This is a genomic window from Exiguobacterium sp. JMULE1 (assembly GCF_013337175.1).
GTDB lineage: Bacteria > Bacillota > Bacilli > Exiguobacteriales > Exiguobacteriaceae > Exiguobacterium_A > Exiguobacterium_A indicum.
In genome coordinates this window covers 1,150,051-1,175,447 of sequence record NZ_SGWC01000002.1, presented here as the reverse complement: position 1 = coordinate 1,175,447, position 25,397 = coordinate 1,150,051, and the positions used below count along the sequence as shown (strand labels likewise).

Genomic DNA, 25,397 nt, shown 5'->3' with positions numbered 1-25,397 from the left:
TGCGTAAAGCCGTATTTCATCTACTATTTTTCTAATAAATAGATAAATTTTCAGAATAAATAGTCTTTTAATTCTAAGTGCATTTTCATGTTTCGAGTTCGTTTGAGCGGGAATAATTTCACCATACACATAATATTTCATGTGTAGAACAATCACGTTAAAACAATTTAACGGCAGAAAGGAGAGATGTAATATGAACGGATTCAATCGTTTCCTACTCGTTCTGATCGGCATTCTCGGTTTAGTCAGCGTCGGTCTTCTTGTACTTGGCGTCTATGATGTTCCACGACTCAGTCCTTTGATTGAACAGTGGCAAGATCAACAATGGTATAGCTACACGATTTTATCACTTGGTGGCTTCCTAGCATTCGTATTTGTCATTCTATTATTCACTGGACTACTCAGTCGTTCAAAAGGACAACGTCTCCTGATTCAAACGGGTGACGGGAATATCACGATCTCTAAGCAAACGATCGAAAGAACGGCACTCGAGTCGATTCGCGGTATCAACGGCGTACGTTCGCCACGCGTCAACGCAGACATTCACTCGAAAAAAGAAACCGTCGCGCTTGAAGTTGATTGTTCCGTCTTCGGTCAAGAAGGCTTGCCGACAATCGGAAAAGACATTCAAGAACGCGCCAAGAATGCGGTCGAATCATTGCTCGAACTACCTGTCACAAAAACACGCGTCCGGATTAGTGACACGAAGACGAAAACGTCTGAACGCGTCGTCTAAGATACGAGAGGAGGAAGATCATGAAAACGAGCGAAGCACTTCGTCCGTATCGCTACCGTCTACTCGGCGGGCTAGTCGGACTGATCCTCGCCACCTTGTTCTTGACGATCGGTTTTGGACCGACGTTGTTGATCATCGTATTCGCAACAATCGGTTACTTGATTGGTCAGTGGCGGGATAATGCGCTAGATGTCGAGGGATGGATTCAATTCTTTCAACGGGATTGAGCATACAGAGAATAAAAAATCATTCAACTTGCACTAAAAGGAGAGATTTCTCATGGCTAACGAAATCAACACTAAACAAAACGAAAACGAAGTAGTGCGCGAAAACAAACTCACATTCGAAGATCAAGTCATTAAAAAAATCGCCGGTATCGCATCAAATGATGTCAAAGGCATCCTCTCAATGAGTGGTGGCTTCATGAGTGGATTGACAGATCGTTTCCGGAGCACGGAAGATATCACAAAAGGCATCGACGCAGAAGTCGGCGAACGACAAGTCGCACTCGACTTAAAAGTCATCGTCGAGTACGGCAAAAACATCCCGTCCATCTTCCAAGACGCTGTAACGAAAATCAAAAAATCAGTCCATGATATGACAGGACTCGATGTCGTCGAAATCAACATGCATGTCGAAGATGTCATGACACGTTCAGAGTTCGACGCAAAAAGCAAATCGTCGAAAGAAGAGCAAGAAAAACGCGAAATCAAGTAATCACAAGCAAACTAAAAGCTGGAAACGGGAAAATCCGTTCCAGCTTTTTCTTATTCAAATTCTTTTAAAATGACTGCTTTATTCAGAACGTCAAACACGTGCGTCTCTTTAGCATTCGTTGTCTCAATCTCTTGCAGACGATTGAGTACAAAAGAACGTTCTTTACCAGTCAAAAGAGGTACGAGTAAAGCATAGACGGAGCTTGATTCGTCTTTCATCGTCGGTGTCGCTGATGAACGGTCGTACCGCGCATATATTTTCCCGTTCTTCAGTTCTTTAGAGATGAACGATCGAAAAGACGCGTCTGATTCATCCGTCACTCCTACCCGTAATCGTTCAATCAAGACTTGATCAATCATGTTCACGACTTTGTCATCTGCCCACTTTGATTCGTCTTGATTTGCAAAATAGAGTTCTGCCGTGAATGGACCTTCTCTTTTCGCTTGAACCACTCTTTCTTTTGCAAAATCGAGTAACTTCAATCGCTTAAGTGCCGGCGGTTCTAAATAGTTCAAGTGGAGTACATCCGTTGCCTGATTTAAATCCCAATCGTAAAAGTCAACGATTTTACCGTTTATTCGTTGCCGCTTGAGTAAGGTTGTCTCGATTCGACTCGCAAGCTTTGAATAGGTCGGTTCATTGAATTGTTTGCTAGCTTGGATTAACGTTTCCGATATACGAATGTCGTCAATCCATGCATTCGTTGCCGTATTCTCACCCAACTCCCATTTGATGTATACATCTGGTCCGCGCTCAACTAAAAAATGATCTTTTAGTATCTGTACCTGTTCTTTGAATCGCACTTCATCATCAATCAATAATACATATTGCATATACTGACCAAGACTCTCAGACAGACGTTGGGCATCCGAACGATCATAAGCACGAATGATACCGTCTTGCATATAGTCCGCTTCTACTTGTTGAATAATATCATCCTCTTGTTTTTGCACGAAATACCAAATTCCCCCTGCTAACAAAATGATGAGTAGACCAATCCCTAGTCCTTTTTTCATGACTCAATCTTGACGCGCTTCGTCTTATCCCAGACGATGACCTCATTGCGTACCTTACTTTTAAGATATGCATACATTCCGCGGAATAAAAGAATGACGAATAATTGGGCGTAGGTAAAGTACATAATCAACCCGACGAGGACATTCTTCGGGCTAGCAGTTCCTTCGAGTTCTTGCGCCGCTAAGATTTGGATCGTATAGACAAGATAAGTCATGAACCAAAACATGATGAGTGGCGTCGTCGCCTCATCAAATGCATAACCGAACAATCCGAGAATCAAGACGATATCAGAGATTAACAACAAGAAGATGAAGAGGAGGTACGTCATGATATGCTGCAAGGAATGGACGAGCGTGCTTCCTTTCCAAAAATCTCGTGTACGTAGTGATTTTTCTAATAAATAGATGTTTCCAAGCATCCAACGCGTTCGTTGCTTCATGTATACTTTCATCGTTTCCGGCTCTTGTTCCCATGTCTCCGCCTCGTAGACGACAGGAAGTGTGTAACCGAGTGCCGTGATCCGCATCGTCAATTCCGCATCCTCTGCCAGTGCATACGGATCATATCCACCTAATTCTTCGATGACATCTCGTTTCAACAACATGTTCGTCCCTGCTAATGACCCCGTCTTGAATGCTTTCCAACGACCGCTTTGCATGATCAGCTGAAACACTTGAAATTCGATCGCAATCATCCGCGTTAGCAGGTTCGTCGTTGCATTGATCGTCTTGACGATTCCAACCGCTCCACAAGCATTCTTTTGAGTCATTGCTTGTTCGACGAGTCGTGTCACAGTGTCAGATTTCGGTTGATTGTCCGCGTCAAAAATTAAGAAATATTCGGAATCCGTGATCGATAGACCATAGTTCAGGACACGTGATTTTCCGATTGGTTCACCTTTTGGGACATGGATGTAATGGACTCGACTGAACATCGTCGTAAATTCCATAGCAATCTCTTGCGTCTCATCTTGCGACTGATCATCGAGTAAAAATACGTCGAGTTTCCCTGGATATTCGATCCCCATCATCGCCTCGAGTGTTTGACGCATGACGATGCCTTCATTATGTGCGGGGATCAAGATAGCGACAGATGGATACTCCGTTAAAGTGATCTGCTGTTTTTTTCCATATCGATCGAGAATACCGGCAATCGTCAGATAAGAATAATACAGTAAAAGTAACCAAAAAATCGCCATGATGACGTTCAAGACGAGGTTCATTGATCTACCACCTTCCGTTGCTTCAACGTCTCTTCCACAGATGATCGTACAGGAAGAATTTCGACCTGAAACGGAAACGCAAGTACCGTAAAGCGTTGTCGAAGTTCATCCTCATAACGTTGCCACGCAATCTCCGCACCACCATGATCGGTATTTTGCAGAAAGATGATGAATTCCTGACGGTTTCGTTGCGACATGACGTCATAATGTGCGCGAAATACCTTTAGTCCAGCATCCGTCAATTGTTGCATGATTGTTTTCTTGTTTAAACTAGCGTATGGAATGTGAATATGCAGCAACATATTCTGTTCTTGACGACGATTCGCACCCGCAATCAAGAAATCCGTTCGGTCTAAAAATTCACTGTAAGAGAGCAATTGAGGTGAAGCGGAGAAACCCTCAAGCAAAGCAACCCGCTTTTGAAGCGATGCATTCTCTTCGAATACACTCCGTAACTGCCGCAAGAACAACCAGTATAAAAAGACACCGACTGAGGATAAGAGATGTTGTCCGATGTAGGACAACTGTTGCTCGTTTGATGCTTCGTTATACCACGATAAAATGAGATAGAGAAAACCCATGATAAGAACATAGCTGATCAATATCAAGAAATTTTTTCTTCCATTCAAGAGCGTCATAATGATCAATACGGGAACCAATAAGAAATGAAGGATCGACGTTGTGATGTCAAACGTCATCTGATACAAGACAAGAACAGTAGCCAAGAGACCTACTAATAATAAAAGTGACAACGCATATCGCCTCATTGAACCCCTCCTCTTTAATCGTCGAATCCTCAAATATATACCCTTAAATTGGATAAGAATATCCTATTTTTTCAATGCCCCACGTGCGTTCAACGCAGCAAAGATCACCATCGCAATGCTAAGAACAGCAGCGACGATCAAACCTTGCCAATAAACCGACCAATCGATTTCCGGACGGGTCAATACACTGCGCATCCCTTCCATGATATAGGTCGTCGGATTGATCGTCGCAGCAATCTTGAGCCATTCGGCTTCAATCAAGTCTTTCGGTACAAACGTCGTCGACAGGAAAATCAACGGGAAGAACAGAAGCGTTCCAGCTTGAGCAGCTTGTGCGTTCCGTGTCTTCAAAGCGACACCGACCGAGTAACCGGCAAAGGCGAGACCAAAGCCAAGCGCGAGTAAGATCGTCAAGAAAAAGCCGCTGACACCGACTGGAATCGATAGACCAAGCAAAAAGGCCATCCCGAAGATCAGTAACGTTTGAACGAATAATTGCAGCATCCCGGCAAGCATCGGTCCGAGGACGATCGCTGTTCGCGAGACGGGTGTCAATAAGAGTCGTGCGAAATAACCACTCTCGATATCCTTGACGAGCGCTTGACCCGCTCCCCCTGCTCCACCAACAGCACCTGAGACGATCGAAACAGGCAAAATGAAGTTCAAATAATCGACGCCGTCGAACTGCGGTAAATTTGAGATTCCGGACAAACCACTCGTGTAGACGAGCAGGAAAAAGACACTGATGATCAAATTCGGAATGAAGGAAAATGGATTACGTAACGTGACGAGAAGACTCCGACGCATCAAAAACCAAGTTTCCCGTATCATGTCACGATTCCTCCTTATAAGCTTGTCCCGTTAAACGAATGAAGACATCATCAAGTGACGGTTGTTTGACGACCAGTGACGTCGCAACCATTTTCCGTTCGTCGAGAAAACGGACGACAGCGCGCAGTGTCTCCGTTCCCCGCGAAGGAATGACGAGGCGATCTTTTTCCTGACGACCGGCAAACATCTCTAAGACGACCCGTTCGTTCTCTTTTTCAGCTAGCGTCAATTCGATCCGCTCTTCTCCATTTGCTGCTTTCAGCTCAGCTGCCGTTCCTTCCGCAATCAATTGTCCCTCATTGATGATCGCGATTCGGTCGGCTAGCTGATCGGCTTCTTCCAAGTACTGTGTCGTCAAAAAGATCGTCGTGCCGAACTCTTCGTTTAATCGTCGGACCTCGTTCCAGATTTGTACACGGCTCGCGGGGTCGAGTCCTGTCGTTGGTTCGTCAAGGAACAAAACAGTCGGTTGATGGACGAGCGTCAAAGCCAGGTCAAGCCGACGTTTCATCCCACCGGAGTAAGTGCCAGATCGACGCTTGCCGTCTCGATCGAGTCCGACGAGTCGTAGCAATTCTTCTGCCCGTTTCTTAGCTTCCGTCTGACTTAATCCAAATAATTTTCCCTGTAGAACGAGTAACTCAAGACCGGTTAAATCTTCGTCGATGCCGGTATCTTGAAGGGCGACTCCAATTTGCAAGCGAACCTGTTTTTCTTGTTTGACGACATCAAATTCCTGAATCGTCGCCCGACCTCCGGAAATCGGAATCAATGTCGTCAGCATCTGAACAGTCGTCGATTTCCCGGCCCCGTTCGGTCCAAGAAAGGCAAAAATCTCCCCTGCCTGAACGTCGAACGAGATACCTTTGACAACATCCTTCCCATTGTACGTCTTCGTCAAGTTCTCGACATGAATCATCTTCATTCCTTCTTTCCTTGAATTCAAAGTCATGTCCAAGATTTTCCCGTTTTTTCTGTTCTCGAATCAATAAAACTTTTATATAGAGGACGTAACGCGCAATCTTTTCATACGAACTATTCAGCGATTTTTTACAAAAAAACGCGATCTCAAAAGAGAACGCGAGATTAAAACATATACTTATTTCATACCTGAAATATTGTACCCTTCGATGATATACTTTTGGAAAATCATGAAGATGATGATAATTGGGATGACCATGAATGTAGCTCCAGCCATTTGCAGTCCGTAATTCCCACCATGTTGCCCCTGCAGTAACGCTAAGCCAACAGATAGAGTATACAGTGATTCGTCATTCGCGATGATGAGTGGCCATAAGAAACTATTCCATGCTCCAATGAATGTTAAAATTCCCTGTACCGCTAGAATAGGTTTTGACATCGGAAGAACGATTGAGAAGAAAATTCGCCATTCGCTTGCTCCATCTAGTCGAGATGCTTCTAGCAGCTCATCTGGAATCGTCGTCATGAATTGGCGAAATAGGAATACGCCGAACGCACCAACTAATCCAGGTAAAACGATTCCTGTCATCGTATTCGTTAATCCCATTTGATTAAGCATTAAATAGACTGGGATCATCGTTACTTGCCCCGGAATCATCATCGTGGCGAGTACTCCGATGAATAGCAACTTACTCCCTTTAAAACGAAATTTGGCAAATCCATAACCAGCCATCGCTGTTAAGAGTAGACCAAAAAATGATGCTAATACGATCAAAAGTGTATTTTTCAAATAGGTCAAAAAGTTTAGGTTCACGAATAAATTAACGTAATGCTCAAAAGTTAGCTCTTTTGGCCAAATCGTTAGCGGAAGTGCTAAAATTTCTGCATCCGTTTTTACTGAAGAAAGAACCATCCAAAAAAACGGTAAGAGAAAACAAAGACCTAGTAACGTCAATACCGTTGCAAGACCCCATTGAAAAGTAGACTTTTTTCGTCTTTTCTCCGGACTCGCGATTGGTGAAAATCGAGCTTCCTTGCCTGTTACAATCACAGGTTTTTCTTTCGGAATCATCGAATCGTCCCCCCTTCCTTAGTATGGATTATCATTTTTTTGAACACGGAACTGGATCAATGTGACGGTAATGATTAAAACGAATAGGACAACGGATCCAGCAGCAGCATATCCGAAGTTACTCAGTTGGAAACCGTTTTGATAAATGAACAGCGCCAATGACGTCGTTGAATTCAACGGTCCACCTTCCGTCATAATGAACGGTTCCTCAAAAAATTGAATCCATCCAATCAATGTCGTCACCGTAACGAAGAAAATGGCATATCGTAAGAGAGGAATCGTGATCTTAAACATTTGTTGAAACGTACTGGCTCCGTCGAGTGCAGCTGCTTCATAATACGTTCTTGGAATCCCCTGTAATGCCGCAAGGAAGATAATCATGTTGATTCCGACAGCCCGCCATAAGGCTAATAGGATCAATGATAATTTTGCAACAAGTGGATCTTGCAACCATGGAACATCCGGTAGATGAATTGCATTCAGGATAAAATTAAAGAGCCCGTATTGGGGATTGAATAAGAATCCCCAAACGACGGCAACAGCAACAACGTTCGTAATCGACGGCATATAAAAGACGACACGAAACCATTCAAATACTTTTCCACGACCAAAGTTAATCGCAATGGCAATGGAGAGCGAAAGTGTAATGACAAGTGGTACACCCAAAATGACATAAAAAACCGTGTTCGTTAATGCCTTTAAGAAAACCTCATCTTTAAAAATTTCAAGATAGTTTGAAGTACCGATCCATTCGATGTTTGCATAGTTCGCGATTCCCGCTAAATCCATGTTCGTAAAACTCATCACTACGGCGACGAAAAGCGGCGTAATCGAAAACAGAAACAGTAAAATGATGGTCGGTGCAATGAACAGATAAGGCGCCTGATGGTTGAGCAACCGTCTCATTCAGAGGACTCCTTCCTTTAAGCTTCCGCTTCGATTATTTTAAGATGGTTTCTGCTTTCTTTTGGAACACTTCCACTTCTTTGTCGACCGCTGCATCGCCCCGGTACATTTTCTCGAAACTCTGTAAGTAGGTTTGTGATACTTTCTCCCACGATGAGATGAGAGGCATTGGTTGAGCAGCTTTCATTTGTTCACCAAACGTCTTCAGTTTCTCGTCATTTTGAAGTGTATCGTTTTTCCATGCTTCTTTTGTTGAAGGGAGCGACTTCGTCATCTCCATCCATGCTGTTTGTGTTTCTGGTTCACTCATATACGCGATGAATTTCGCTGCTTGATCTTTTTTAGAACTACTTTCAAAGATACTCAGGTTCGCTCCACCTAGGAATGAAATATTATTTTCTTTTTTGGGGAGGACTGCAGTCCCCCACTTCGATTCAATACCCGGCATCTGTTCATTAATCAGATTGATCATCCATGGTCCACTAATGAACATTGGAACATTCGGATCCTTTGCACCAAATGCTTGTACGATATCCATTCCTAAATCAATCGGAGCATACTTTTGTTTGAAATAACTCGTTAAATATTCAGCACTTTCAATGAATTCCGGCTGATTAAATAACGGTTTGTTATCTTGCGTCAATAAGTCCGATCCATTTTGGCGTGCAAACATGAAGTTCAACATTTGATCGTTCGTATCCAAAGTAATCCCGTACATATTTTCGCCTGGACGTTTCGCAAGCTTAGCTGAAGCATCCTCGAGTTCTTCCCATGTCTCTGGCGCTTTTTTATACCCGACATCAGATAACGCATCTTTGCGATAGTAGAGAACTCGAGTATCGGTATACCAAGGCGCACCATAAACGCCATCTTTTAATTCGACTGTTTCATAAGATCCCTCATAAAAATTATCTTTTGCAAGAGATGGGTACTTCTCCACATATTTTTTCATGTCTGAAAGAGCACCAGCTTCAACGAATTCTGGCATCCAAGATGTACCCATTTGAACGACATCTGGTCCGTTCTTCGAAGCGACTGCCGTTAACAATTTATCATGTGCCGTATCCCATGGTATCGCCTGAACCTTCACTTTGACACCTTTGTTTGCTTTTTCATATTCTTTTACGAGCTTCGGTAATGCCTTTCCTTCTTCACCCATTGCCCATACCGTTAATGTCTTGTCATCTTCTCCAGATCCTGATGAACAAGCTGCTAATGTTGATACCGACAATGCGCCGACCGCAAGTGCTAGTCCGAGTTTTTTCATGGTTCCATTCCTCCATCTCGTTTAATCGAAACGTTTCGATTGTTTTCTAAAAAAATAATGTTTATACAAAGGTTTTTCCTTAAAGCAACAGGTTAAACGTTTCTATAAACATTATAAGCATACGTGTATGCGCTTACAACCTATTTTTTTTATTTCTTTTGGAGGACCGATCCTGCGACGATGAACTTTGAGTCAATCTTCGCATTCGTTCGCTCTTGTTTATCAATCAATTGAAGTAAGGCGCGAGCAGCGGACTTTCCCCAATCTAACTTCGAATAACTGACGCTTGCGATTTTCGGTTGTGTATAATTCGTAACCTCAAGCTTATCAAATCCCGTCAGTGATATATCGAGACCAATCCGAAATGATGTATTTTGTAAGACATCGTATACGCCAAGAGCCATATCATCATTCAAACAAACGATGGCATCCCCATCTTTCAACTCTTCAAGGATTTCACTTGCAGCACGGATACCAGAACGTTTCGTAAATCCACCTTCCCATATACGAACCGCAACACCTGCTAAGTCTGCCTGTTCTAAGACAACAGCACGACGTTCGAAAGCATCATGGTTTTCTTCCGGTCCATCGACGAGATGAATACAGTGTGGATTTGTAGCGATTATCGTTCGCATCGCTTGTTGCATACCCATCTCATTATCAAGTAGCACACAACTAATATTCGGATGATCAATGTTTCGATCAAGAATCGTCAGCGGATGTCCCCGGTCAGCAAATCCAAGAATTTGTTCTTGGGTGAAACGATGACCTAAAATTATTCCACCATCGACGATGCGTTCTGTCATGAGGCGATGGGATTCCGGTCCATTACAGACGATCAGCTCATATCCCGTTTCTGACAACTCATGATTAATTCCTTTTAATAATTCGCCGTAAAACGATCCTGAATAATCTCCTAGAAAGGCGCCGATGATATGCGTCTTGCGAGTCTTCAGCGTTCTAGCAGCAGCATTCGGGATGTAATTCAACTCTTCCGCGATTTTCATGATACGTTGACGTGTTTTTTCCGTCACTTTCGTACTCCCATTCAACGCGTAGGAAACGGTCGAAATCGAGACGCCTGCTGCCTTTGCAATATCCTTAATTCCTGTCATTTCACTTCACTTCCTTCTTCAAAAAGTATAACATAGGACCGCCGCGTAAGGACCGAGTTCCTCTTCACAGTAGTCCCCTACACCTATTAATGTCTTGCCTGTCTTTATTCGATGTTGGATTGAGTGATTCGACAAATTAACTAAAATACGAAGGGACTGTTCGCCATGAATTCGATCAAATGCGATCATCGTTGATGGTGTCTCCTGCCATTTCATTTCTCCATCCAATAAGGCGGGTTCTGCCTTGCGTATCGAAAGTAAACGTCGATACACCTGCAGGAGACTATCATCATCCAGTTGTTGATCGTGGACGTTACGATCAACATCGGTCATTCCCCGTAACCAAGCTGTTCCTGTCGAGAATCCACCTTCTTTCGTCCACATCATCGGAAGACGTGCATGATCACGACCCTTCAGCTGAACGGACTGTATCGCCCCACCTTGCTGTAAATAACGGAGGGTTTCGATATCCTGATAATCAGATTGCTGAATGTTTCCGTTCGTCATTCCGATCTCATCTCCTTGATAAATAAAAGGGGTTCCTCGTAATGTCAACTGGAGCAATGCTAGCATTTTTGCTGCTCTTATATCATCGTCGTACCATCTAGAGAGAGCGCGTGGCTGATCATGATTGTTCCAAAATAAGCTGTTCCAGCCGTCTTCTTCCATCTCATCTTGCCATTTTTTAATCGTCTTTTTTAATTCCGCTGGATCAAACGATTGGAGGTGCCATTTGTTTTTACCCGCCACCTCGTCAAGAGCGCACGTCTCAAAGTTAAACACCACATCAAGTAATCCCTCTTCTTGAAGTTGACGAATTTCGGATGGAGATAGACCTCCTGCTTCGCCGACTAAAAGAAGATTTGAACGATCAACGGGTGCCAACATCTCTCGTAATCCCTCCTGTACACGTTCGAAATTTAGCCAGCGGTGCGGATGAATTTGTTTTCCGATTAAATCGATGACATCAAAACGGAATCCACGAACTCCTTTTTCAATCCAAAACGATAGAATACGTGCAAATTCTTTTGCCACTATCGGCTGATTCCAGTTAAGATCCGGTTGTTCCTTCGCGAAAGAGTGGAAATAGTACTGCTGACGTATACTCGAATACGTCCAAGCAGAACCCCCAAAAAAAGATTCCACTTCTGTCGGTTCGTCACGCCAAATATACGTGTCTCCGTATGGACCGTCCGGATCATGTTCAGATGCGATGAACCATTCATGACAGTATGAGGTATGATTCGCGACTATATCCATCATGATCGTAATATCATGCTGACTCGCTTCGTCAATCAAGGCTTCCATTTCGTCCATAGACCCGTATAGGGGATCAATTGAAGTATAATCCGCTACGTCGTACCCGTGATCATAACCAGGTGACGTGTACACTGGGCATAACCAAATCATGTCCACTCCTAACCTCTGCAGATAACCCAATCGCTTCCGAATACCATTCAGATCTCCGACTCCGTCTCCATTCGTATCTTGAAAACTTTTCGGATACAGATGATAGACTACTTGATGCCGATGACTTTTTATCATGTCGTTCACTCCATTTCTCATATGCTAAAGGACAGGACGACTTCCTCGAAGTCATCCTGTCCTACTTTAGAGCGGAAGCTCGATTTGCAATTCATTTCCACTTGGAAGTATCGGTTTTAACGCCTCACGTGGCAATAGATTGCCACCTTGACGATAACGATTGGATTGATTTGAAAGATTAAGCAGTTGTCCATTCCATAAAATGCGTCGTTGTTCCCCCCGTGTGATTCGAATACGACAAGGGATATCGAATAGGTCCATCTGGATAGTTCCGGTTATGACTGGATCAAGAAGTAGTCCGTCTGAATGCTCTCGAATCCCCAAGACGTTCGTCATTAATTGATTCAGCCAGATACCTGGTCCACTCGAGTAAATTCGCCATCCGCCTTTAACCGGAATCTTACCTTCTTTTAATTCGTTCCAACGTTCTTGCGCTTCGTAACGCGTCGTAAACGCAGCATCCGAGCTACTGAAATACGCATTTCTCTGACGGCGGACTGCTTTTGGCACTTTTAGATTCACAGGATTAATGACGTCAAATGCTTCCGTTATGCTCTTTTCATCAGCTCCGATTTTCGCCAGTGCTTCAATGTAACGAATATGGGCATGCACGTATTGCAGTCCAATTTCACGACCGACATTAGCTGCTTGTTCTGCCCGCATGAAATGACGACTCACACCACCACGATATTGTGCTGGGCGATCCATCAAACGCACACCATCCGGGAACTTTAAATGTTCTTCAATGATCTTTAAGTTTTGCATAGCTTGTTCTGGTGTAACGAGTTCTCCGATGATACTACGGGTCAACGGTAACAATCGATATTTCATTGGTAGTCCATCATCTGAGGGATGAATCATCGGATGATATCCATCTTCTCCGACTCGTAAAAATCCAGGGATGACCCCGTCTAGAATCATGTCTGACTGGAAGGACTGTTCGATGGTAGTAGCTAGTTCCGCTAATCGTATGCTTAATGACGATTGTGGTAACTCGTTTGCTAACGTACGGAATGTTTGGAATGTCAACGCTACCGTCCAAGTACTGATTAACTTTTTCTTTAACGCATCATCTGCTGGTTGTAACGTATCGTCCCAATCGCCTCCGCCGTATGCGGAAAAGACACTGTTCGGTACGAAATCCTTTTCAATCCGTGCACACGCTCGTTCTACATGATGCATGAGCGATTGTTTTAGTGTTTCCTGACCGGTCTCTGTTCGATATGGAAGTAGTTCATCGAGACACGCCCAATCGTGTGTTCGCTGAAGATAATCTGCGCATGCTTTCAGTGGCCAGACGATCACATCACCATGGCTATCCTCCTGCTGGATACCAGCATATTCATCAAACATGAACCATTGTGGCCAATGTCCTGCCTCGAATTGATGTGAAAAAATCTGAAGCAGTAATGCGCGAGCTTCTTCAAAATGACCGAACGCCAGTAAAAATTCCATCGGACCTTGCGATACGTCGCGTGTTCCCCATGCAGCACCACCGTATTGCTCTAAACCGTGCGGTGATTGGTAATGGATCCGCATATTTTGGATGTACCAGTCTACTTGAAACTGTAGAGCATTCGCGTCCTGCCAGACGTCTTCAAATTTGAGGTTTTTTCGATAAGCAGCCTTCCATTGATTGAAGGACTTCCGTTCTTCGTCAGCATTGAATTCACACTGCATTCCTGCCCCCATTCTCATGACAAGATGATCGGTCGCTCCGACAGATAACCACACCAAATCGTCTACGATTGGCTGAGTTAACCATTCAGATGTGGAGCCCGTTGAAAAAGGCTGATCCATTTCAAGCGTGTATGTCAAATCAGGTAGAATCCGTTTACTCAATGATTCTTTTGTTGCCGTAAAATGAAGGCGTGTTCCGATCTGTTCCATTTGAAACGGCACATCATATTCTTGTGTATGCATCGTCACTTGCTGACTGATTTTCATCGCACGCGGATGTCGCGTCTTAACCGTCGTCTCAAGCACAGGTCGCTCAGCACCAATTGATGTTCGGACTTCAATCGTCTCGTCATCTAAGAAGTAATACCAGATCACTTCGTTCCATCCCATTTCAAAAATCGACGGTAACGCTAATAATTGATAGGCTTCCTTTTGCTCGATGTATATGCGTTGCCCAGACGTTTTAGGGATGTTCAAAGGATTTCTGACGTTCGCCATCCACTTGTTGTAATTCGTATTCCCATATACGATGTGCGAATTGAAGACACCATTCATATGGACTGTTGTCGCCAATTTCTTTTCTGTTGGCGCTAAACTCCCCGCATTTAATAAGATGGTTGCATGACTACGTTCAACAAGAAGTTCCTTTTCTTTTAGAACGACATGATGACCACTAGGTGTAAAGAAGGACAACAACTGTGTTCCTGCCCACTCTTCAAGCAACCGTTCCGGATACAAATCGTCGAGTTGTTGTATCGTCGCTGTATTCCCGACAATCGTCTTTGGTGTTTGTAAGAAAGCCGTACGGTGATGTTCCTTCCGTTGCTCCTCACGCTCATATAAAGGTATAAATTGATCAATCGATTGTTCATCGAGTGCTTCTTCCATAGAAGGAATGAACCGCAGCTCAAATTGGAAAGATAGCTCTCCAGCTGATTCTTTGACAGCTGTTCGAATCGTCGGTAATGCGAACTCATACTGATTTATTCGAGAGGGTAAATATGCATTTAATCCCTCTGCTACATTCGATTGCCGATATGACGCACCATACACATCAAAACCATCCGTCGCAAACTCTTCGATTCGATCATGCGAGAGAATCGCAACGCTCGGAAAGCCCGTCGACTGTCGCTGGTTTTGTCGAGCTAATATCCCATGTTCGGTCGCGACGTAGTCAATGTACTGTGCCATATACGCCTCATTCGTACGTACACCGGCTTCGTCAGCCAGTCCTAAATCCTGGGCATAGGTTACGTCAAATTCTCCTTCCCCAATGAGTGAGACTTTAAAGTGCATGCCAGTCGTGTGAAGACTTGCGACGACCTCGTATCCGAATGTCTCATAGTCACCTTTCCAGCTGATCGTATGCTCAGATATTGCTAATTTACTAGGCGAATGAATACCAAGTAACGGTAAGGCCACACTGGAACCATGACGAACATATACATTCATCAAGGACTCATCAAACGGATGATGAATCAATTGATTAATCATGATATCTTGGTAACGAATTTGGCGAATGTCGCCGCCTTCAGTTAGTGTCACACTAAATTCATCGTGTCGTAGATGTGGAACGGTCGTTAATGTGTTCATCAAATTGCCCCTTTTCAACGGTCTGTTTCAACCAAAATTTTTCATGTAATACACATGTACTATCCGTACCAACATAGAGAATGAATTCACCAGCATCCGCTTTAACCGAATCGTCCGGATGTTGATACATCAGCATCGAAGCATCGATACGAAATGTCACTTCTCGACTGGAACCGGCTTTCACAAGAACGCGTTCATATCCTTTTAATTGACGTAAGGGACGTGACACGTCAGCAACTGGATCTTGCACATACCATTGAACGATTTCTTCCGCATCTAATGAGCCATCGTTCGTAACAACAACGGATGCTTCCCATGTAGTTCCCTGCGGCTGCTCATGTAGTCTTAACTGTGTATAGCTAAAATGGCTATAACTTAATCCAAAACCAAATGGAAATAACGCTTCATTTGGAGCGTCCAGGTATTTACTTGTATAGCGTGGATCAGCGCCTTCGATCGTCATCGGTCGACCCGTCGGTAAAGCATCGTAACGTAATGGCAACTGACCGACATGATACGGAAATGAAATCGTCAGTTTTCCAGAAGGAATCGCTTGACCATACAGTAAACGATGAATCGCTCTTCCTGACTCTGTGCCCGGATACCATGCTTCAAGCACTGCATCGGAATGTTCAACGACATCTCGAAGATCGAGTGGTCGCCCGTTGAATAGCACGGTCACGATCGGTTTTCCAAGTGTCGCAAGTCTTGCCAAGCCATCGCGTTGTGTTTTCGGCAAACGGATGTCCGTTCGACTTCCGGCTTCTCCACTCATCCAAGACGCTTCCCCTAAAGCTAAAAGAATCACTTCTGCTTGCGCCGCTACTTCCATCGCCTGATCCCAGTCAATTTCCGTATCAATCGTTGATCCTTCCGCAAAAACATAATCAACATTCGCTTCATCAAACGCCTCTCGAATGGAAACCGCTTCTTCACGTTTTCCGTTGCCTGCCCATGGACCAAGTACATCCGTTGAAGCAGCAAAAGGTCCAATCAACGCAATCCGCTGATCTTCTGCTAATGGCAGGATTTGATCATTTTTCAGTAAGACACAACTTTTTTCAGCTAAACGCCGTGCCGTATTCCGATGACTTTCAGATAAGTGGACTCTTTTCTCAAGTTCGGGATCAATGCCACGATAAGGATCTTCAAACAACCCAAGATCTTGCTTTAACATAAGTATTCTGCGTACTGCTTCGTCTAATAAGTCCATCGAAACGACTTGATCATCGATCTGTTGTTCCAAATGATTTAAGTAAGCACCTGACATCATATCGATATCGACGCCTGCTTTGATTCCTTTTTCTCCAGCTTCAGCAAGCGAACCCGCGACACCATGCTGGATTAATTCCTTAATAGAAGACCAATCCGAAATCGTGACCCCGTCAAACTCCCACTCTTTTCGAAGAATTTGGCGTAACAGATACGTACTAGCTGTTGCGGGAACACCATCAACGACGTTGAAGCTTGTCATGATGAGTCGGGCACCCGCTTCGATTGCCCGTAGATAAGCCGGTAAATAAAACTCTCGTAATTCACGATCCGACATATCAACCGTATTGTAATCACGACCACCTTCAGCGGCACCGTAAGCCGCAAAATGCTTGACGCAAGCTGCTAAAGAATCAGCTTGTTTTAAATCCTCTGATTGATAACCACGTACGAAGGCTGCCGCATATTCTCCATTGAGCCAAACATCCTCACCTGTCGATTCCATGACACGCCCCCAACGCGCATCACGTACAAGATCCACCATTGGCGAAAAAGTAACATGCAGTCCCGAAGCTGTTGCTTCGATAGCAGATTGACGCGCCATCATTTCCACTTCGTCACTATCCCACATAGAAGCAAGCGCCAACGGAACTGGATAAATCGTTCGATGACCATGAACGATATCCGCCATGAACAATAATGGAATTCCTAATCGATTATGTTTTAAATAATTTTGCTGAATGCGAAATGCCTGTTCTGCTTGATGAATTCCTATGACAGATCCCAATTCATAACGGTTGTCCTCTGTCAGACCACTTTCCTCCATTAGTTGAGCCACTGGTCCAGTCACAGTATCGGATGTCTGTGGATCATAGACAGAAGGGAGAATTTGAACGAGCTGTCCGATTTTTTCCTGTAGCGTCATTTGCTGTAATAATGATTTAATGTTCATCTATCAGCACCTCTTATCCCCTAAATTTTATCGAAACGTTTCACTTGTTAATCAAAATTATAAGCGCTTTCATAAAAATCTTCAACCTTTCTTTCGAAACGTTTCGATAAAAAGAATAAAAGTAAGAACTCTTGCTTTTCAGAAAAGAGTTCTTACTTTGTTTAGATCCTTTATGACCAAATAAAAATGCCATACACGACACCAGCAGACGCTACAAGCGTCGTACCGATTGACACCAGCATCATCGTTAATCCGATTCCTGTTAATCGAACAGTTCGGGCTAACGCGAGACTAAATGAGAGCACTGCACCACTCGCAAGTACAATCGCCCCTCCGAATAACAACGTAGGATTAATCCATGACTCTCCGATGACAATCCATGTGTAAGTGATACCAGCAAAAAGAACGGTCATGATGAGCCATTGTCTCGTTGACACGTTTTTTAACATATTGATTCCTCCTAATTTGCTTCTACATACTTGTTCGTCCTTTCCCACTAGATTCCTGTTACGAAAAAATCGTGCCTCCTGCTGTCAGGAGACACGATCCACTTAAGACGCCACTTGCCATTTTTCTTTTAATTGCTCCATCTCTTCTTGACCTTCGTGCGATTGCATCCAGAGATTGAAGACATCAACAACGTCTCCTTCCGACTCTCGAACGAGATAGCTCTTCTCTGCTGGAATCCATTTTTCTTGAATTCTTGGTGCCGCGAGTCGTTTGTCGAGCGCTTCATAATGAATCGCCTCGACCGTATCGGTGATCATGACATCGACTTCACCTGAGGCAACCGCATGCGGGATGTCGAGGTTTTGTTCATACATGACGATATTCGCCTTCGTGAACGTCTTACGGACGAACTGTTCATTCGTTCCGCCTGGATTTAGACCAATCGTCACGTCCGGACGATTGATTTGTTCGATCGAAGCAAGGCGTTTAGCATCTTCTTTACGGACGAGCGGTGTCTTTTGGAACGACAGATAACTCGACGTGAAGTCACCGATGATCTCGCGCTCGATGTTCTTCGTTACGCCCCCGACGACCATATCGAATTTCCCGCTAGCAAGATCAGCAGATAGCGTGGGCCATGTCGTCGGGACGAATTCGACATCGATACCGGTCGTCTTCGCGAAAGAACGGATCACTTCGATATCGAATCCTTCGTACTCGTTCGTCTTCCGGTTCAGGTACGTGAATGGTTTGTAATCCCCAGTCGTTCCGACGACGATTTTTTTCGTCGCAAAGACATTCTTCGCTTGTACACGTCGTGGTTGCTCCGCTTGCCATAGCGTCAATAAGCTCGCAAACAGGACGCCACCTCCGACGACGATCCATCCCCATTTACTCATGTGCTCCCGCTCCTTTCGCTCCGACCGTCTCACGCGTCGAGACGATGTTCCATTTTTTCTTTAGTTGTTCAACCTGTTTTTGCCCTTCTGCACTTTCAATCCAGACTCGGAAAACGTCTCCAAGCTGTTTTTGATCCGGTTTCATCAAATACGCCATCTCGGCTGGTTCCCACGCCTCTGTCAGTTTCGGCACCGCAAGATCGAGTTCTGTCGCGTAATGCAACGCCTCGATGTCGTCCGTCACCATGACATCGACTTGTCCACTTTTTACGGCTTTCGGGATGTCCAAGTTGTTCTCAAAGACGGTCACATCTGCCTTCGAAAAATGCTTCTTCACGAACGCTTCGTTCGTGCCACCCGGATTGACACCGATTTTGACTGCTGGATCATTGATTGCAGCGAGCGAATTCAAGCGTTCGACATCTTTCTTCTTTACGAGCGGTGCTTTTTGAAAGGAGAAATACGACGATGTAAAGTCTCCGACGACCTCGCGCTCGACTTTCTTCGTGATGCCACCGACAGCGATATCAAACTTTCCTGATTTCGTATCCTCCGATAATGTCGGCCATGTCGTCTTGACGAACGTCACATCAAGATTTGCTGCTTTGGCGAACGCTTGGATGACATCGATATCAAAGCCTTGATAACGATTCCGTTCCTCGTTCCAGTATGTAAAGGGCTTATAATCCCCCGTCGTCCCGACGACCAGCTTTTGGTCTTCGAAGATGTCATGTGCTTTGGCATCCGTCTGTTGATTCCAAATCGTCCAAGCGGCAACGCCTGTCAAAACAAGTCCTGCCAGTAGCCATGGTTTCTTTCTCATCGTATCTCTCCTTTCTGTTTCGTCGTTGCCCATTCACCGAATATTGCTACAATTTAACCCAAATGATTTTCGGTGTGGGTAATAGTCATTATCCTACCACACTTACACGTGATTTCAAGATAATTTGATGATTTTATGCATAAAAGCGTTAAAAAGATATTTTGATGACGGTTACAGTTCTACAAGTCGTCTCTCTTTACAGAATCCCTTCGTCTTTTCCATACTGAAACAGAATCATCAAATCGTGAAATGGAGGAATGGAACATGAGTCAGATTTTCATCATTGGTGCAAATGGTAAAGTAGGTCGTCACGCTGCTCGCTTACTGCAGGATTCGGAACACGATGTCAAAGTAGGATTACGTTCCAAGGACCAGTTCAGTGATTTTGAGAAATTAGGTCATACCCCGGTCCATCTCGATCTGGAAGCGGACGTCGCGACGATCACGGATGCATTACAAGGATCAGATGTCGTCATCTTTACGGCAGGATCCGGCGGTCACACAGGAGCGGACAAGACGATGCTGATCGATTTCGACGGTGCTGTCAAAGCGATTGAAGCAGCGGAAGCAATCAATGCAAAACAGTTCATCATGGTCAGTGCCTTGAATGCCGATTCGCCGGAAACATGGTCTGACAGCATGAAGCCGTATTACATTGCAAAACGCTACGCGGATCGTGTCCTGAAGGAATCGTCACTTAACTACACGATTCTTCGCCCAGGCGGACTATCCGATGAAGTCGGCACAGGAAACGTCACGACGGATCCGTCCGAGCAAGCAACTAAAAAAATTCCGCGTGAGGATGTCGCACGCGTCATTCTAGCTGCAATCGGTCACGACAAGGCGTCGAAGCAAGTCGTCACACTGCTTGAAGGTGACACACCGATCGACGAATTATTCTAATACAAAAGCTCACGTCTCGATTTCCGAGACGTGAGCTTTTTTTGATCAAATGAATCATTCGTATAATTGGCGATACATCACGAGCATCGTCTCACCAATGACGGGTAACGACGCCGGAATATCGATCCAGCGCTGGGTATCGTAATCAAAATACAGCCCTTCCGTACGCATCTTCTCTTTTGTGTTGATCTCATCGAACTCGAGAAACATATCCAGCTCATCATCCGCGTTCTGAAAGTCGTCCCACGGTCCGGGACCAAAATAAAAGAGTAGTCCTTCCGCATCGTAGCCAGCAAGCTCGTTCGATGCCCTTTCCAAATATGCTTCAGACTTGGCAGATGTCCTGACGGAGTCGGCTAGTGTTTGATGAATTCCAAATCCGTTTCCACTAAGCAAGTGACGCTGCTGATCCCATTCCCAGATGTTTTTCCAGCGTTGCATGAAAATGCTAAACCGATATGTTTGTGTTACTTCGTCCCGTTCTCGCACGTCATATGACCAGGAAATCTTCTCTCCACTGATCCACATGCTTACGTGAAAGTTTCCCTCACGCGCTTCATCATCTTGTAAAGAAGACCAATCTGATTGCTGTTGCTCTAGATACGTGAACAACGGAAGTCGGTCTCCCGCTTTTTCTTCAAATTCAAATTCAAATCGCTCGATACGATTCAAAACATCTTTCCCCCTGCCTCACTCAATCACAAAGTCGATTCCAATCGGTCCTTCAACCGGCATCTCGTGAAGCAACTCATACTTTTTATTCGTAATGAGCAGTTTCCCTTTATCCGGGTGTTCAGGGTCAAATTCGATGAAGTATGATTTTTTCGTCTTGGGATGAATATATAAGTACTTGTACCATTTGTCTGCTTTCCAAAATTTCGGTTTGATTTTCTGGACCGAGAACGATTGACCGAATGACCATTTGACTAGGATATGGCGATCCCGATTTTGATTATCATGAGAAAATTGCTGAACGACTTGAATCCCTTGTGTTGCATCAATCATTCGAATCGGATCGGTACTATCAAAATTCGTATTCTGAAGAAATGGATAGTATCGCTCGGTTTGTTCCCCTGACTCATTGATCCGAATCATCCAGCCGTCCGTACTAGCGAAGTATGCCGCATCATCCTTTCCATAGAGTGCTGAGTATGCATATGGTTCATCTCTTTTACGATATACGACTGGTTTTTCAGTTCGTTTATCCAAAAAAATCATCGCTGCTTTTTCTTCTTGTTCATCTTCGCTACCTATACTGGCATACGCTAAATGCTGCTTTAATTCAATCATCATCGAGTTTCCTGGTTCGAATCGTGCAGGCGTCTCATAGTTTTCTTTTGTATCAAAATTAGAAAAAGTGTGCGAAAATCCTGTTCCTTGAGACGAGCGCTGCATACCGGTTTTATATGAATTCAACGTCTTGAACCATGTATTCGGACCAAAGTGTTTGATCGATTCCATCATGGGATCGTGTTTGAAATACGTCACACTATGTTGAACAAACCGTCGTTTCGTAAAATCGAACGTATGAAAGTGGTTCGGATATCCTGCGCCAGAGGCATACAACACATTCGGCGTACTCGGTTTTTGCACAAGCGTCATGTTCGTGATTGCAGGATCATGGATCTGACGTTCGTTTAATACCTGTCCTTTCATGTTGATCGTGACAATCGAACTGTAAGCAAGTTCAGGATCATTCGTTTTCCCTTTTCCCTGTCCTGGATAGACCAACATCACGGTGTCTTGTTGAGGACTAAAATCGATGGCTGTAATTGAAGAACGTGTTAGGACAGTTGCGTTTGCACGATCCTGTTGCACTTTCATCCAGGTCGCTAAAAGGATACTTCCACTGACTAAAAACACTAGACTATAAAAAATCCGCTTTTTACGGATAGACTTATCCATTCGATTCATGACTCCTTGACTTGTTTATTTAAACAGTTATTTCTATCTAGTTATACACTGTTAGATGACGTAATACGTCTTTCTTACAACACTGTTAGACGAATTGACCAACTTTACAACATTCTCCTAAACTCTAACCACAAAAAAAATTCCCCACGTTTCATTTAGAGACATGAGGAAGTGCGAAATCAGGTTATATGCGTTTAATCCTGCTCCGCAATGGCACGCAATCCACGTAACGTTTGAATTTTACGTTCGTGGCGTTGCATCACGAATGAGAGACCCGTCACGATCGCGAGATTGAACCAGATCATCGTGTCGGTAATCGGATTAAACAAATTAATGAGTACTGCAATGATGTTCACGAAAAAAACGACTTTATAGAGTTGCAAAATCCGATGTTCGTGATGGATCTGTGAATCAAAGTCCGAGTACAAATGAAATGGTTCGTCCGAGGTCCGTTTTCTTAAGAAGACCCAGCGGAACGATGTATCAACGACTTCGATGTCCATCTCTTCCAAAAACGCAAAGTAGTCCTGCGATTTCGGATGCTTTGGCATGTTTTCTAATAACTCGATTCGATACGTGTACATACCAGGTTCACCTTTGATGAATACATAACGTCCGAGTCGAAACTGCTGTAAGTACCAGCCGTTGTTTGCCATCTCGTTTAACCACACTTCTTCTTTTGCATAATCAGCGTAAAAGCGATAGACCGTTTTACTGCTCACCTTGATCCACTCCCATCGTTTCTTGTCCATGTCGCACGAGTTCTTTTAGTCGATCCAGCTCTACCTGTAATCTCTCCCGCCCCTGATTCGTTATGATGTACTCTTTCTTTCGCCCTGTTTCTTGCTCGATCGCTTCAATCCATCCTTTATCGACCAGACTGCTGAGTGCGCCGTACAACGTACCAGCAGCTAATTTGACACGATCGTTGCTCAACTCCTGGACGAATTGCATGATGCCATAACCATGACGGGGTTGTTGAAGTGACAGTAAAATATAATAGACAGCTTCTGTTAATGCTGTCTCCTGGACTGTTTTTGCCATTTTCCCACTTCCTTACTACGTCTTCCGTTATATCGTCTCCCGATATACTAAATATATCCTATTTCTAACGATTTGGCAACAAAAAAACGTGACGATCCCTAAATGAATAGGATCATCACGCTATATTGTTCGATTTTATGACAAGCATTTTTTAATATGTTGATAGTTCTTGTTACCACCAGATAAGTTGCATACATCCGTAAATCCAAGGTTTTTCAAGACGTTTTGCGCAGCATTCCCCGTCACGCCTTTGTTGCAGTAGACGATCGTCGGTAACGTCGGATCCAGTTCCTTCGCGCGTGTTCGCAGTTCACCAAGCGGGATATGAATCGCTCCATCAACATGATTTTTTTCGAATTGTGCTTTTGAGCGTGTATCGATGATTTGGAACGACTTCCCACCCGCGACTTGGTCGATCAATTCATTCGGCGTCATCAAACGCGCTGTTTTTTTGATGGCATTATCGAGTGCCATTCCCGTATAGAGAACGGGATCCTTCGTCGTCGCGAACGGTGGAGCGTAAGCTAAGTCGAGATGGAATAAATCCTCTGCCTTCGCTTTAAAGGTGATCGCCGTCGCCAGGACATCAATCCGTTTGTCGACACCTTGCGGACCTACGATCTGGGCTCCGAGAACTCGCCCTGTTGCCCGATCGGCAATCGCTTTGATCGTCATCTCTTTCCCGCCCATGTATTCCGGACGATCTGGTTTGATGTTATGCAAGACTTCGATGTCATAGCCTGACTCACGCGCTTCTTTTTCCGTCAACCCCGTTTGAGCGACAGTCAAATCGAACGCCTTAAAGATTCCTGTCCCTAAAATACCACGGTGCTCCGCTTCTTCTCCGGTAATGACCATGCCGGCAATCCGTCCCATCTTGTTCGCTGTTGAACCAAGCGGACGATAAAGTGCTTCACCCGTGATGACGGAGAAACTCTCCGCGACGTCACCGACTGCGTAGACATCGGCTACATTCGTCTGCATGTGACGGTTGACTGCAATCGCTCCTGTTTTACCAAGCGCTACGCCAATCTGCTTCGCAAGACCCGTGTTCGGCTTGACGCCAACAGATAAAATGACGAGATCCGCCTCGATCGTTTTTCCACTCTCAAGCGCGACCTCAGAAATACGTTCTTCTCCGTTGAACGCTGTCACGGATTCGCCAAGCAAGAGGGATACCCCTTTATCTTTCAAGTGATCCGCTACGCGTTCTGCCATATCGCGATCAAGTGGCGGCATGACTTGCGGCAAGCGTTCGACGAGCGTGACTTGAATACCGCGATACGTCAATTGCTCTGCCATCTCGAGTCCGATGAATCCTCCACCGACGATTGTTGCCGTTTTCGGATCATGGGCATCAATGTAGGACCGGATCGCGTCGGCATTGCGGACATTTCGAACCGTAAAGACATTCTCATGCTCAACGCCTGGAAGCGGTGGAACGATACTAGAAGCACCGGTTGCCAGCACTAACGTATCATACGTGTCCGTGAAACGATCCCCTGTCAGGAGATTGACGATCGTCGCCGTTTTTGTCGCATGATCAATCGACTCGACTTCGTGTTGTGTATGAATATCGATGTTATATCGTTTTTTAAAGAAAGCGGCATCGCGCGGTGTCAATTCGTCGATGTCAGCGATCTCCCCACCGACGAAGTAGGGAATCCCACAACCTGAATACGAGATGTCCTGATCCCGATCATAAATCGTGATTTCTAACTCTTCACTGTTACGACGTGCTTTTGCTCCTACTGATGTTCCCGCAGCAACTGAACCAATAATCATCAATTTCATCTTTCGTTCCTCCTCAA

Annotated in this window: 24 protein-coding genes; 4 read left to right on the top strand and 20 right to left on the bottom strand. The window is 44.5% G+C overall.

Annotation, left to right across the window (positions count from 1 at the left end):
- Positions 1–193: 193 nt before the first annotated feature.
- Genes amaP through EXW93_RS06170 form a run of 3 tightly spaced genes read left to right on the top strand, consistent with a single transcriptional unit; the run spans position 194 to position 1,453 of the window.
- The gene (gene amaP, locus EXW93_RS06180) at positions 194–736 is read left to right on the top strand and encodes an alkaline shock response membrane anchor protein AmaP (RefSeq protein WP_023467891.1); all 543 of its coding nucleotides are present in this window, start codon (positions 194–196) and stop codon (positions 734–736) included.
- Between the two features lie 20 nt (positions 737–756).
- Complete coding sequence (locus EXW93_RS06175) at positions 757–963, top strand: DUF2273 domain-containing protein (protein WP_023467890.1); 207 nt, start codon at positions 757–759, stop codon at positions 961–963.
- 52 nt (positions 964–1,015) lie between these two features.
- Positions 1,016–1,453 carry an Asp23/Gls24 family envelope stress response protein gene (locus EXW93_RS06170; protein ID WP_023467889.1) on the top strand — a complete coding sequence of 146 codons (438 nt, stop codon included), beginning with the start codon at positions 1,016–1,018 and terminating at the stop codon, positions 1,451–1,453.
- A gap of 50 nt (positions 1,454–1,503) precedes the next feature.
- On the opposite strand, the gene EXW93_RS06165 is transcribed toward EXW93_RS06170, so the two are convergent.
- From EXW93_RS06165 to EXW93_RS06095, 15 genes are all read right to left on the bottom strand, one after another.
- Positions 1,504–2,469, bottom strand: a complete 966-nt coding sequence (locus tag EXW93_RS06165) for a hypothetical protein (protein ID WP_023467888.1) — start codon at positions 2,467–2,469, stop codon at positions 1,504–1,506.
- A complete protein-coding gene (locus EXW93_RS06160; protein ID WP_035397981.1) occupies positions 2,466–3,692 on the bottom strand; it encodes a glycosyltransferase family 2 protein in 1,227 nt (408 codons plus the stop codon). The genes EXW93_RS06165 and EXW93_RS06160 overlap by 4 nt, the downstream gene beginning before the upstream one ends.
- Complete coding sequence (locus EXW93_RS06155) at positions 3,689–4,459, bottom strand: hypothetical protein (RefSeq protein ID WP_023467886.1); 771 nt, start codon at positions 4,457–4,459, stop codon at positions 3,689–3,691. The genes EXW93_RS06160 and EXW93_RS06155 overlap by 4 nt, the downstream gene beginning before the upstream one ends.
- Before the next feature lie 63 nt (positions 4,460–4,522).
- Positions 4,523–5,290, bottom strand: a complete 768-nt coding sequence (locus tag EXW93_RS06150) for an ABC transporter permease (RefSeq protein ID WP_023467885.1) — start codon at positions 5,288–5,290, stop codon at positions 4,523–4,525.
- 1 nt (position 5,291) lies between these two features.
- A complete protein-coding gene (locus EXW93_RS06145) occupies positions 5,292–6,215 on the bottom strand; it encodes an ATP-binding cassette domain-containing protein (protein WP_254606183.1) in 924 nt (307 codons plus the stop codon).
- Between the two features lie 174 nt (positions 6,216–6,389).
- Positions 6,390–7,283: a carbohydrate ABC transporter permease gene (locus tag EXW93_RS06140; RefSeq protein ID WP_174316151.1), complete on the bottom strand. Its 894-nt coding sequence runs from the start codon at positions 7,281–7,283 to the stop codon at positions 6,390–6,392.
- An 18-nt stretch (positions 7,284–7,301) separates the two neighbouring features.
- Entirely contained in the window at positions 7,302–8,189 is an 888-nt protein-coding gene (locus EXW93_RS06135) for a carbohydrate ABC transporter permease (RefSeq protein ID WP_149427119.1), read from the bottom strand.
- Positions 8,190–8,223: 34 nt separating this feature from the next.
- On the bottom strand, positions 8,224–9,456 hold the full coding sequence (locus tag EXW93_RS06130; protein WP_174316150.1) for a sugar ABC transporter substrate-binding protein: 1,233 nt from the start codon (positions 9,454–9,456) through the stop codon (positions 8,224–8,226).
- A gap of 149 nt (positions 9,457–9,605) precedes the next feature.
- Positions 9,606–10,571: a LacI family DNA-binding transcriptional regulator gene (locus tag EXW93_RS06125; RefSeq protein WP_174316149.1), complete on the bottom strand. Its 966-nt coding sequence runs from the start codon at positions 10,569–10,571 to the stop codon at positions 9,606–9,608.
- An 18-nt stretch (positions 10,572–10,589) separates the two neighbouring features.
- Positions 10,590–12,116 carry a glycoside hydrolase family 13 protein gene (locus tag EXW93_RS06120; RefSeq protein ID WP_174316148.1) on the bottom strand — a complete coding sequence of 509 codons (1,527 nt, stop codon included), beginning with the start codon at positions 12,114–12,116 and terminating at the stop codon, positions 10,590–10,592.
- Between the two features lie 66 nt (positions 12,117–12,182).
- Entirely contained in the window at positions 12,183–15,389 is a 3,207-nt protein-coding gene (locus tag EXW93_RS06115; RefSeq protein WP_174316147.1) for a GH36-type glycosyl hydrolase domain-containing protein, read from the bottom strand.
- Complete coding sequence (locus tag EXW93_RS06110; protein ID WP_174316146.1) at positions 15,349–17,553, bottom strand: glycoside hydrolase family 3 N-terminal domain-containing protein; 2,205 nt, start codon at positions 17,551–17,553, stop codon at positions 15,349–15,351. Before EXW93_RS06110 ends, EXW93_RS06115 begins: the two co-directional genes overlap by 41 nt.
- A 170-nt stretch (positions 17,554–17,723) precedes the next feature.
- Entirely contained in the window at positions 17,724–18,002 is a 279-nt protein-coding gene (locus EXW93_RS06105; protein WP_174316145.1) for a hypothetical protein, read from the bottom strand.
- 102 nt (positions 18,003–18,104) lie between these two features.
- Positions 18,105–18,902: a transporter substrate-binding domain-containing protein gene (locus EXW93_RS06100; protein ID WP_023467882.1), complete on the bottom strand. Its 798-nt coding sequence runs from the start codon at positions 18,900–18,902 to the stop codon at positions 18,105–18,107.
- Complete coding sequence (locus EXW93_RS06095; RefSeq protein ID WP_174316144.1) at positions 18,895–19,725, bottom strand: transporter substrate-binding domain-containing protein; 831 nt, start codon at positions 19,723–19,725, stop codon at positions 18,895–18,897. The genes EXW93_RS06100 and EXW93_RS06095 overlap by 8 nt, the downstream gene beginning before the upstream one ends.
- Before the next feature lie 264 nt (positions 19,726–19,989).
- On the opposite strand from EXW93_RS06095, the gene EXW93_RS06090 reads away from it, so the two are divergent.
- Positions 19,990–20,628, top strand: a complete 639-nt coding sequence (locus EXW93_RS06090; protein ID WP_174316143.1) for an SDR family oxidoreductase — start codon at positions 19,990–19,992, stop codon at positions 20,626–20,628.
- A 54-nt stretch (positions 20,629–20,682) separates the two neighbouring features.
- Here the strand turns inward: EXW93_RS06090 and EXW93_RS06085 are convergent, their stop codons facing one another.
- From EXW93_RS06085 to EXW93_RS06065, 5 genes are all read right to left on the bottom strand, one after another.
- Complete coding sequence (locus EXW93_RS06085; protein ID WP_174316142.1) at positions 20,683–21,300, bottom strand: hypothetical protein; 618 nt, start codon at positions 21,298–21,300, stop codon at positions 20,683–20,685.
- Positions 21,301–21,318: 18 nt separating this feature from the next.
- Positions 21,319–22,533 (bottom strand): hypothetical protein, encoded by a 1,215-nt coding sequence (locus EXW93_RS06080; RefSeq protein WP_174316141.1) that lies wholly within the window; start codon positions 22,531–22,533, stop codon positions 21,319–21,321.
- Between the two features lie 203 nt (positions 22,534–22,736).
- Positions 22,737–23,264, bottom strand: a complete 528-nt coding sequence (locus tag EXW93_RS06075) for a DUF2812 domain-containing protein (RefSeq protein ID WP_023467879.1) — start codon at positions 23,262–23,264, stop codon at positions 22,737–22,739.
- The gene (locus EXW93_RS06070; RefSeq protein ID WP_023467878.1) at positions 23,254–23,586 is read right to left on the bottom strand and encodes a PadR family transcriptional regulator; all 333 of its coding nucleotides are present in this window, start codon (positions 23,584–23,586) and stop codon (positions 23,254–23,256) included. Before EXW93_RS06070 ends, EXW93_RS06075 begins: the two co-directional genes overlap by 11 nt.
- A 135-nt stretch (positions 23,587–23,721) precedes the next feature.
- The gene (locus EXW93_RS06065; RefSeq protein ID WP_174316140.1) at positions 23,722–25,380 is read right to left on the bottom strand and encodes an FAD-dependent oxidoreductase; all 1,659 of its coding nucleotides are present in this window, start codon (positions 25,378–25,380) and stop codon (positions 23,722–23,724) included.
- Positions 25,381–25,397: the final 17 nt, after the last annotated feature.

What these genes read in the sequence shown, in the direction of transcription:
- EXW93_RS06145 (WP_254606183.1), bottom strand. Translation starts at nt 6,215, where the DNA reads ATGAAGATGATTCATGTCGAGAACTTGACGAAGACGTACAATGGGAAG.
- EXW93_RS06135 (WP_149427119.1), bottom strand. Translation starts at nt 8,189, where the DNA reads ATGAGACGGTTGCTCAACCATCAGGCGCCTTATCTGTTCATTGCACCG.
- EXW93_RS06100 (WP_023467882.1), bottom strand. Translation starts at nt 18,902, where the DNA reads ATGAGTAAATGGGGATGGATCGTCGTCGGAGGTGGCGTCCTGTTTGCG.
- EXW93_RS06080 (WP_174316141.1), bottom strand. Translation starts at nt 22,533, where the DNA reads ATGGATAAGTCTATCCGTAAAAAGCGGATTTTTTATAGTCTAGTGTTT.
- EXW93_RS06150 (WP_023467885.1), bottom strand. Translation starts at nt 5,290, where the DNA reads ATGATACGGGAAACTTGGTTTTTGATGCGTCGGAGTCTTCTCGTCACG.
- EXW93_RS06090 (WP_174316143.1), top strand. Translation starts at nt 19,990, where the DNA reads ATGAGTCAGATTTTCATCATTGGTGCAAATGGTAAAGTAGGTCGTCAC.
- EXW93_RS06095 (WP_174316144.1), bottom strand. Translation starts at nt 19,725, where the DNA reads ATGAGAAAGAAACCATGGCTACTGGCAGGACTTGTTTTGACAGGCGTT.
- EXW93_RS06175 (WP_023467890.1), top strand. Translation starts at nt 757, where the DNA reads ATGAAAACGAGCGAAGCACTTCGTCCGTATCGCTACCGTCTACTCGGC.
- EXW93_RS06155 (WP_023467886.1), bottom strand. Translation starts at nt 4,459, where the DNA reads ATGAGGCGATATGCGTTGTCACTTTTATTATTAGTAGGTCTCTTGGCT.
- EXW93_RS06115 (WP_174316147.1), bottom strand. Translation starts at nt 15,389, where the DNA reads ATGAACACATTAACGACCGTTCCACATCTACGACACGATGAATTTAGT.
- EXW93_RS06160 (WP_035397981.1), bottom strand. Translation starts at nt 3,692, where the DNA reads ATGAACCTCGTCTTGAACGTCATCATGGCGATTTTTTGGTTACTTTTA.
- EXW93_RS06070 (WP_023467878.1), bottom strand. Translation starts at nt 23,586, where the DNA reads ATGGCAAAAACAGTCCAGGAGACAGCATTAACAGAAGCTGTCTATTAT.
- EXW93_RS06140 (WP_174316151.1), bottom strand. Translation starts at nt 7,283, where the DNA reads ATGATTCCGAAAGAAAAACCTGTGATTGTAACAGGCAAGGAAGCTCGA.
- EXW93_RS06110 (WP_174316146.1), bottom strand. Translation starts at nt 17,553, where the DNA reads ATGAACATTAAATCATTATTACAGCAAATGACGCTACAGGAAAAAATC.
- EXW93_RS06120 (WP_174316148.1), bottom strand. Translation starts at nt 12,116, where the DNA reads ATGATAAAAAGTCATCGGCATCAAGTAGTCTATCATCTGTATCCGAAA.
- EXW93_RS06170 (WP_023467889.1), top strand. Translation starts at nt 1,016, where the DNA reads ATGGCTAACGAAATCAACACTAAACAAAACGAAAACGAAGTAGTGCGC.
- EXW93_RS06165 (WP_023467888.1), bottom strand. Translation starts at nt 2,469, where the DNA reads ATGAAAAAAGGACTAGGGATTGGTCTACTCATCATTTTGTTAGCAGGG.
- EXW93_RS06130 (WP_174316150.1), bottom strand. Translation starts at nt 9,456, where the DNA reads ATGAAAAAACTCGGACTAGCACTTGCGGTCGGCGCATTGTCGGTATCA.
- EXW93_RS06125 (WP_174316149.1), bottom strand. Translation starts at nt 10,571, where the DNA reads ATGACAGGAATTAAGGATATTGCAAAGGCAGCAGGCGTCTCGATTTCG.
- EXW93_RS06105 (WP_174316145.1), bottom strand. Translation starts at nt 18,002, where the DNA reads ATGTTAAAAAACGTGTCAACGAGACAATGGCTCATCATGACCGTTCTT.
- amaP (WP_023467891.1), top strand. Translation starts at nt 194, where the DNA reads ATGAACGGATTCAATCGTTTCCTACTCGTTCTGATCGGCATTCTCGGT.
- EXW93_RS06065 (WP_174316140.1), bottom strand. Translation starts at nt 25,380, where the DNA reads ATGAAATTGATGATTATTGGTTCAGTTGCTGCGGGAACATCAGTAGGA.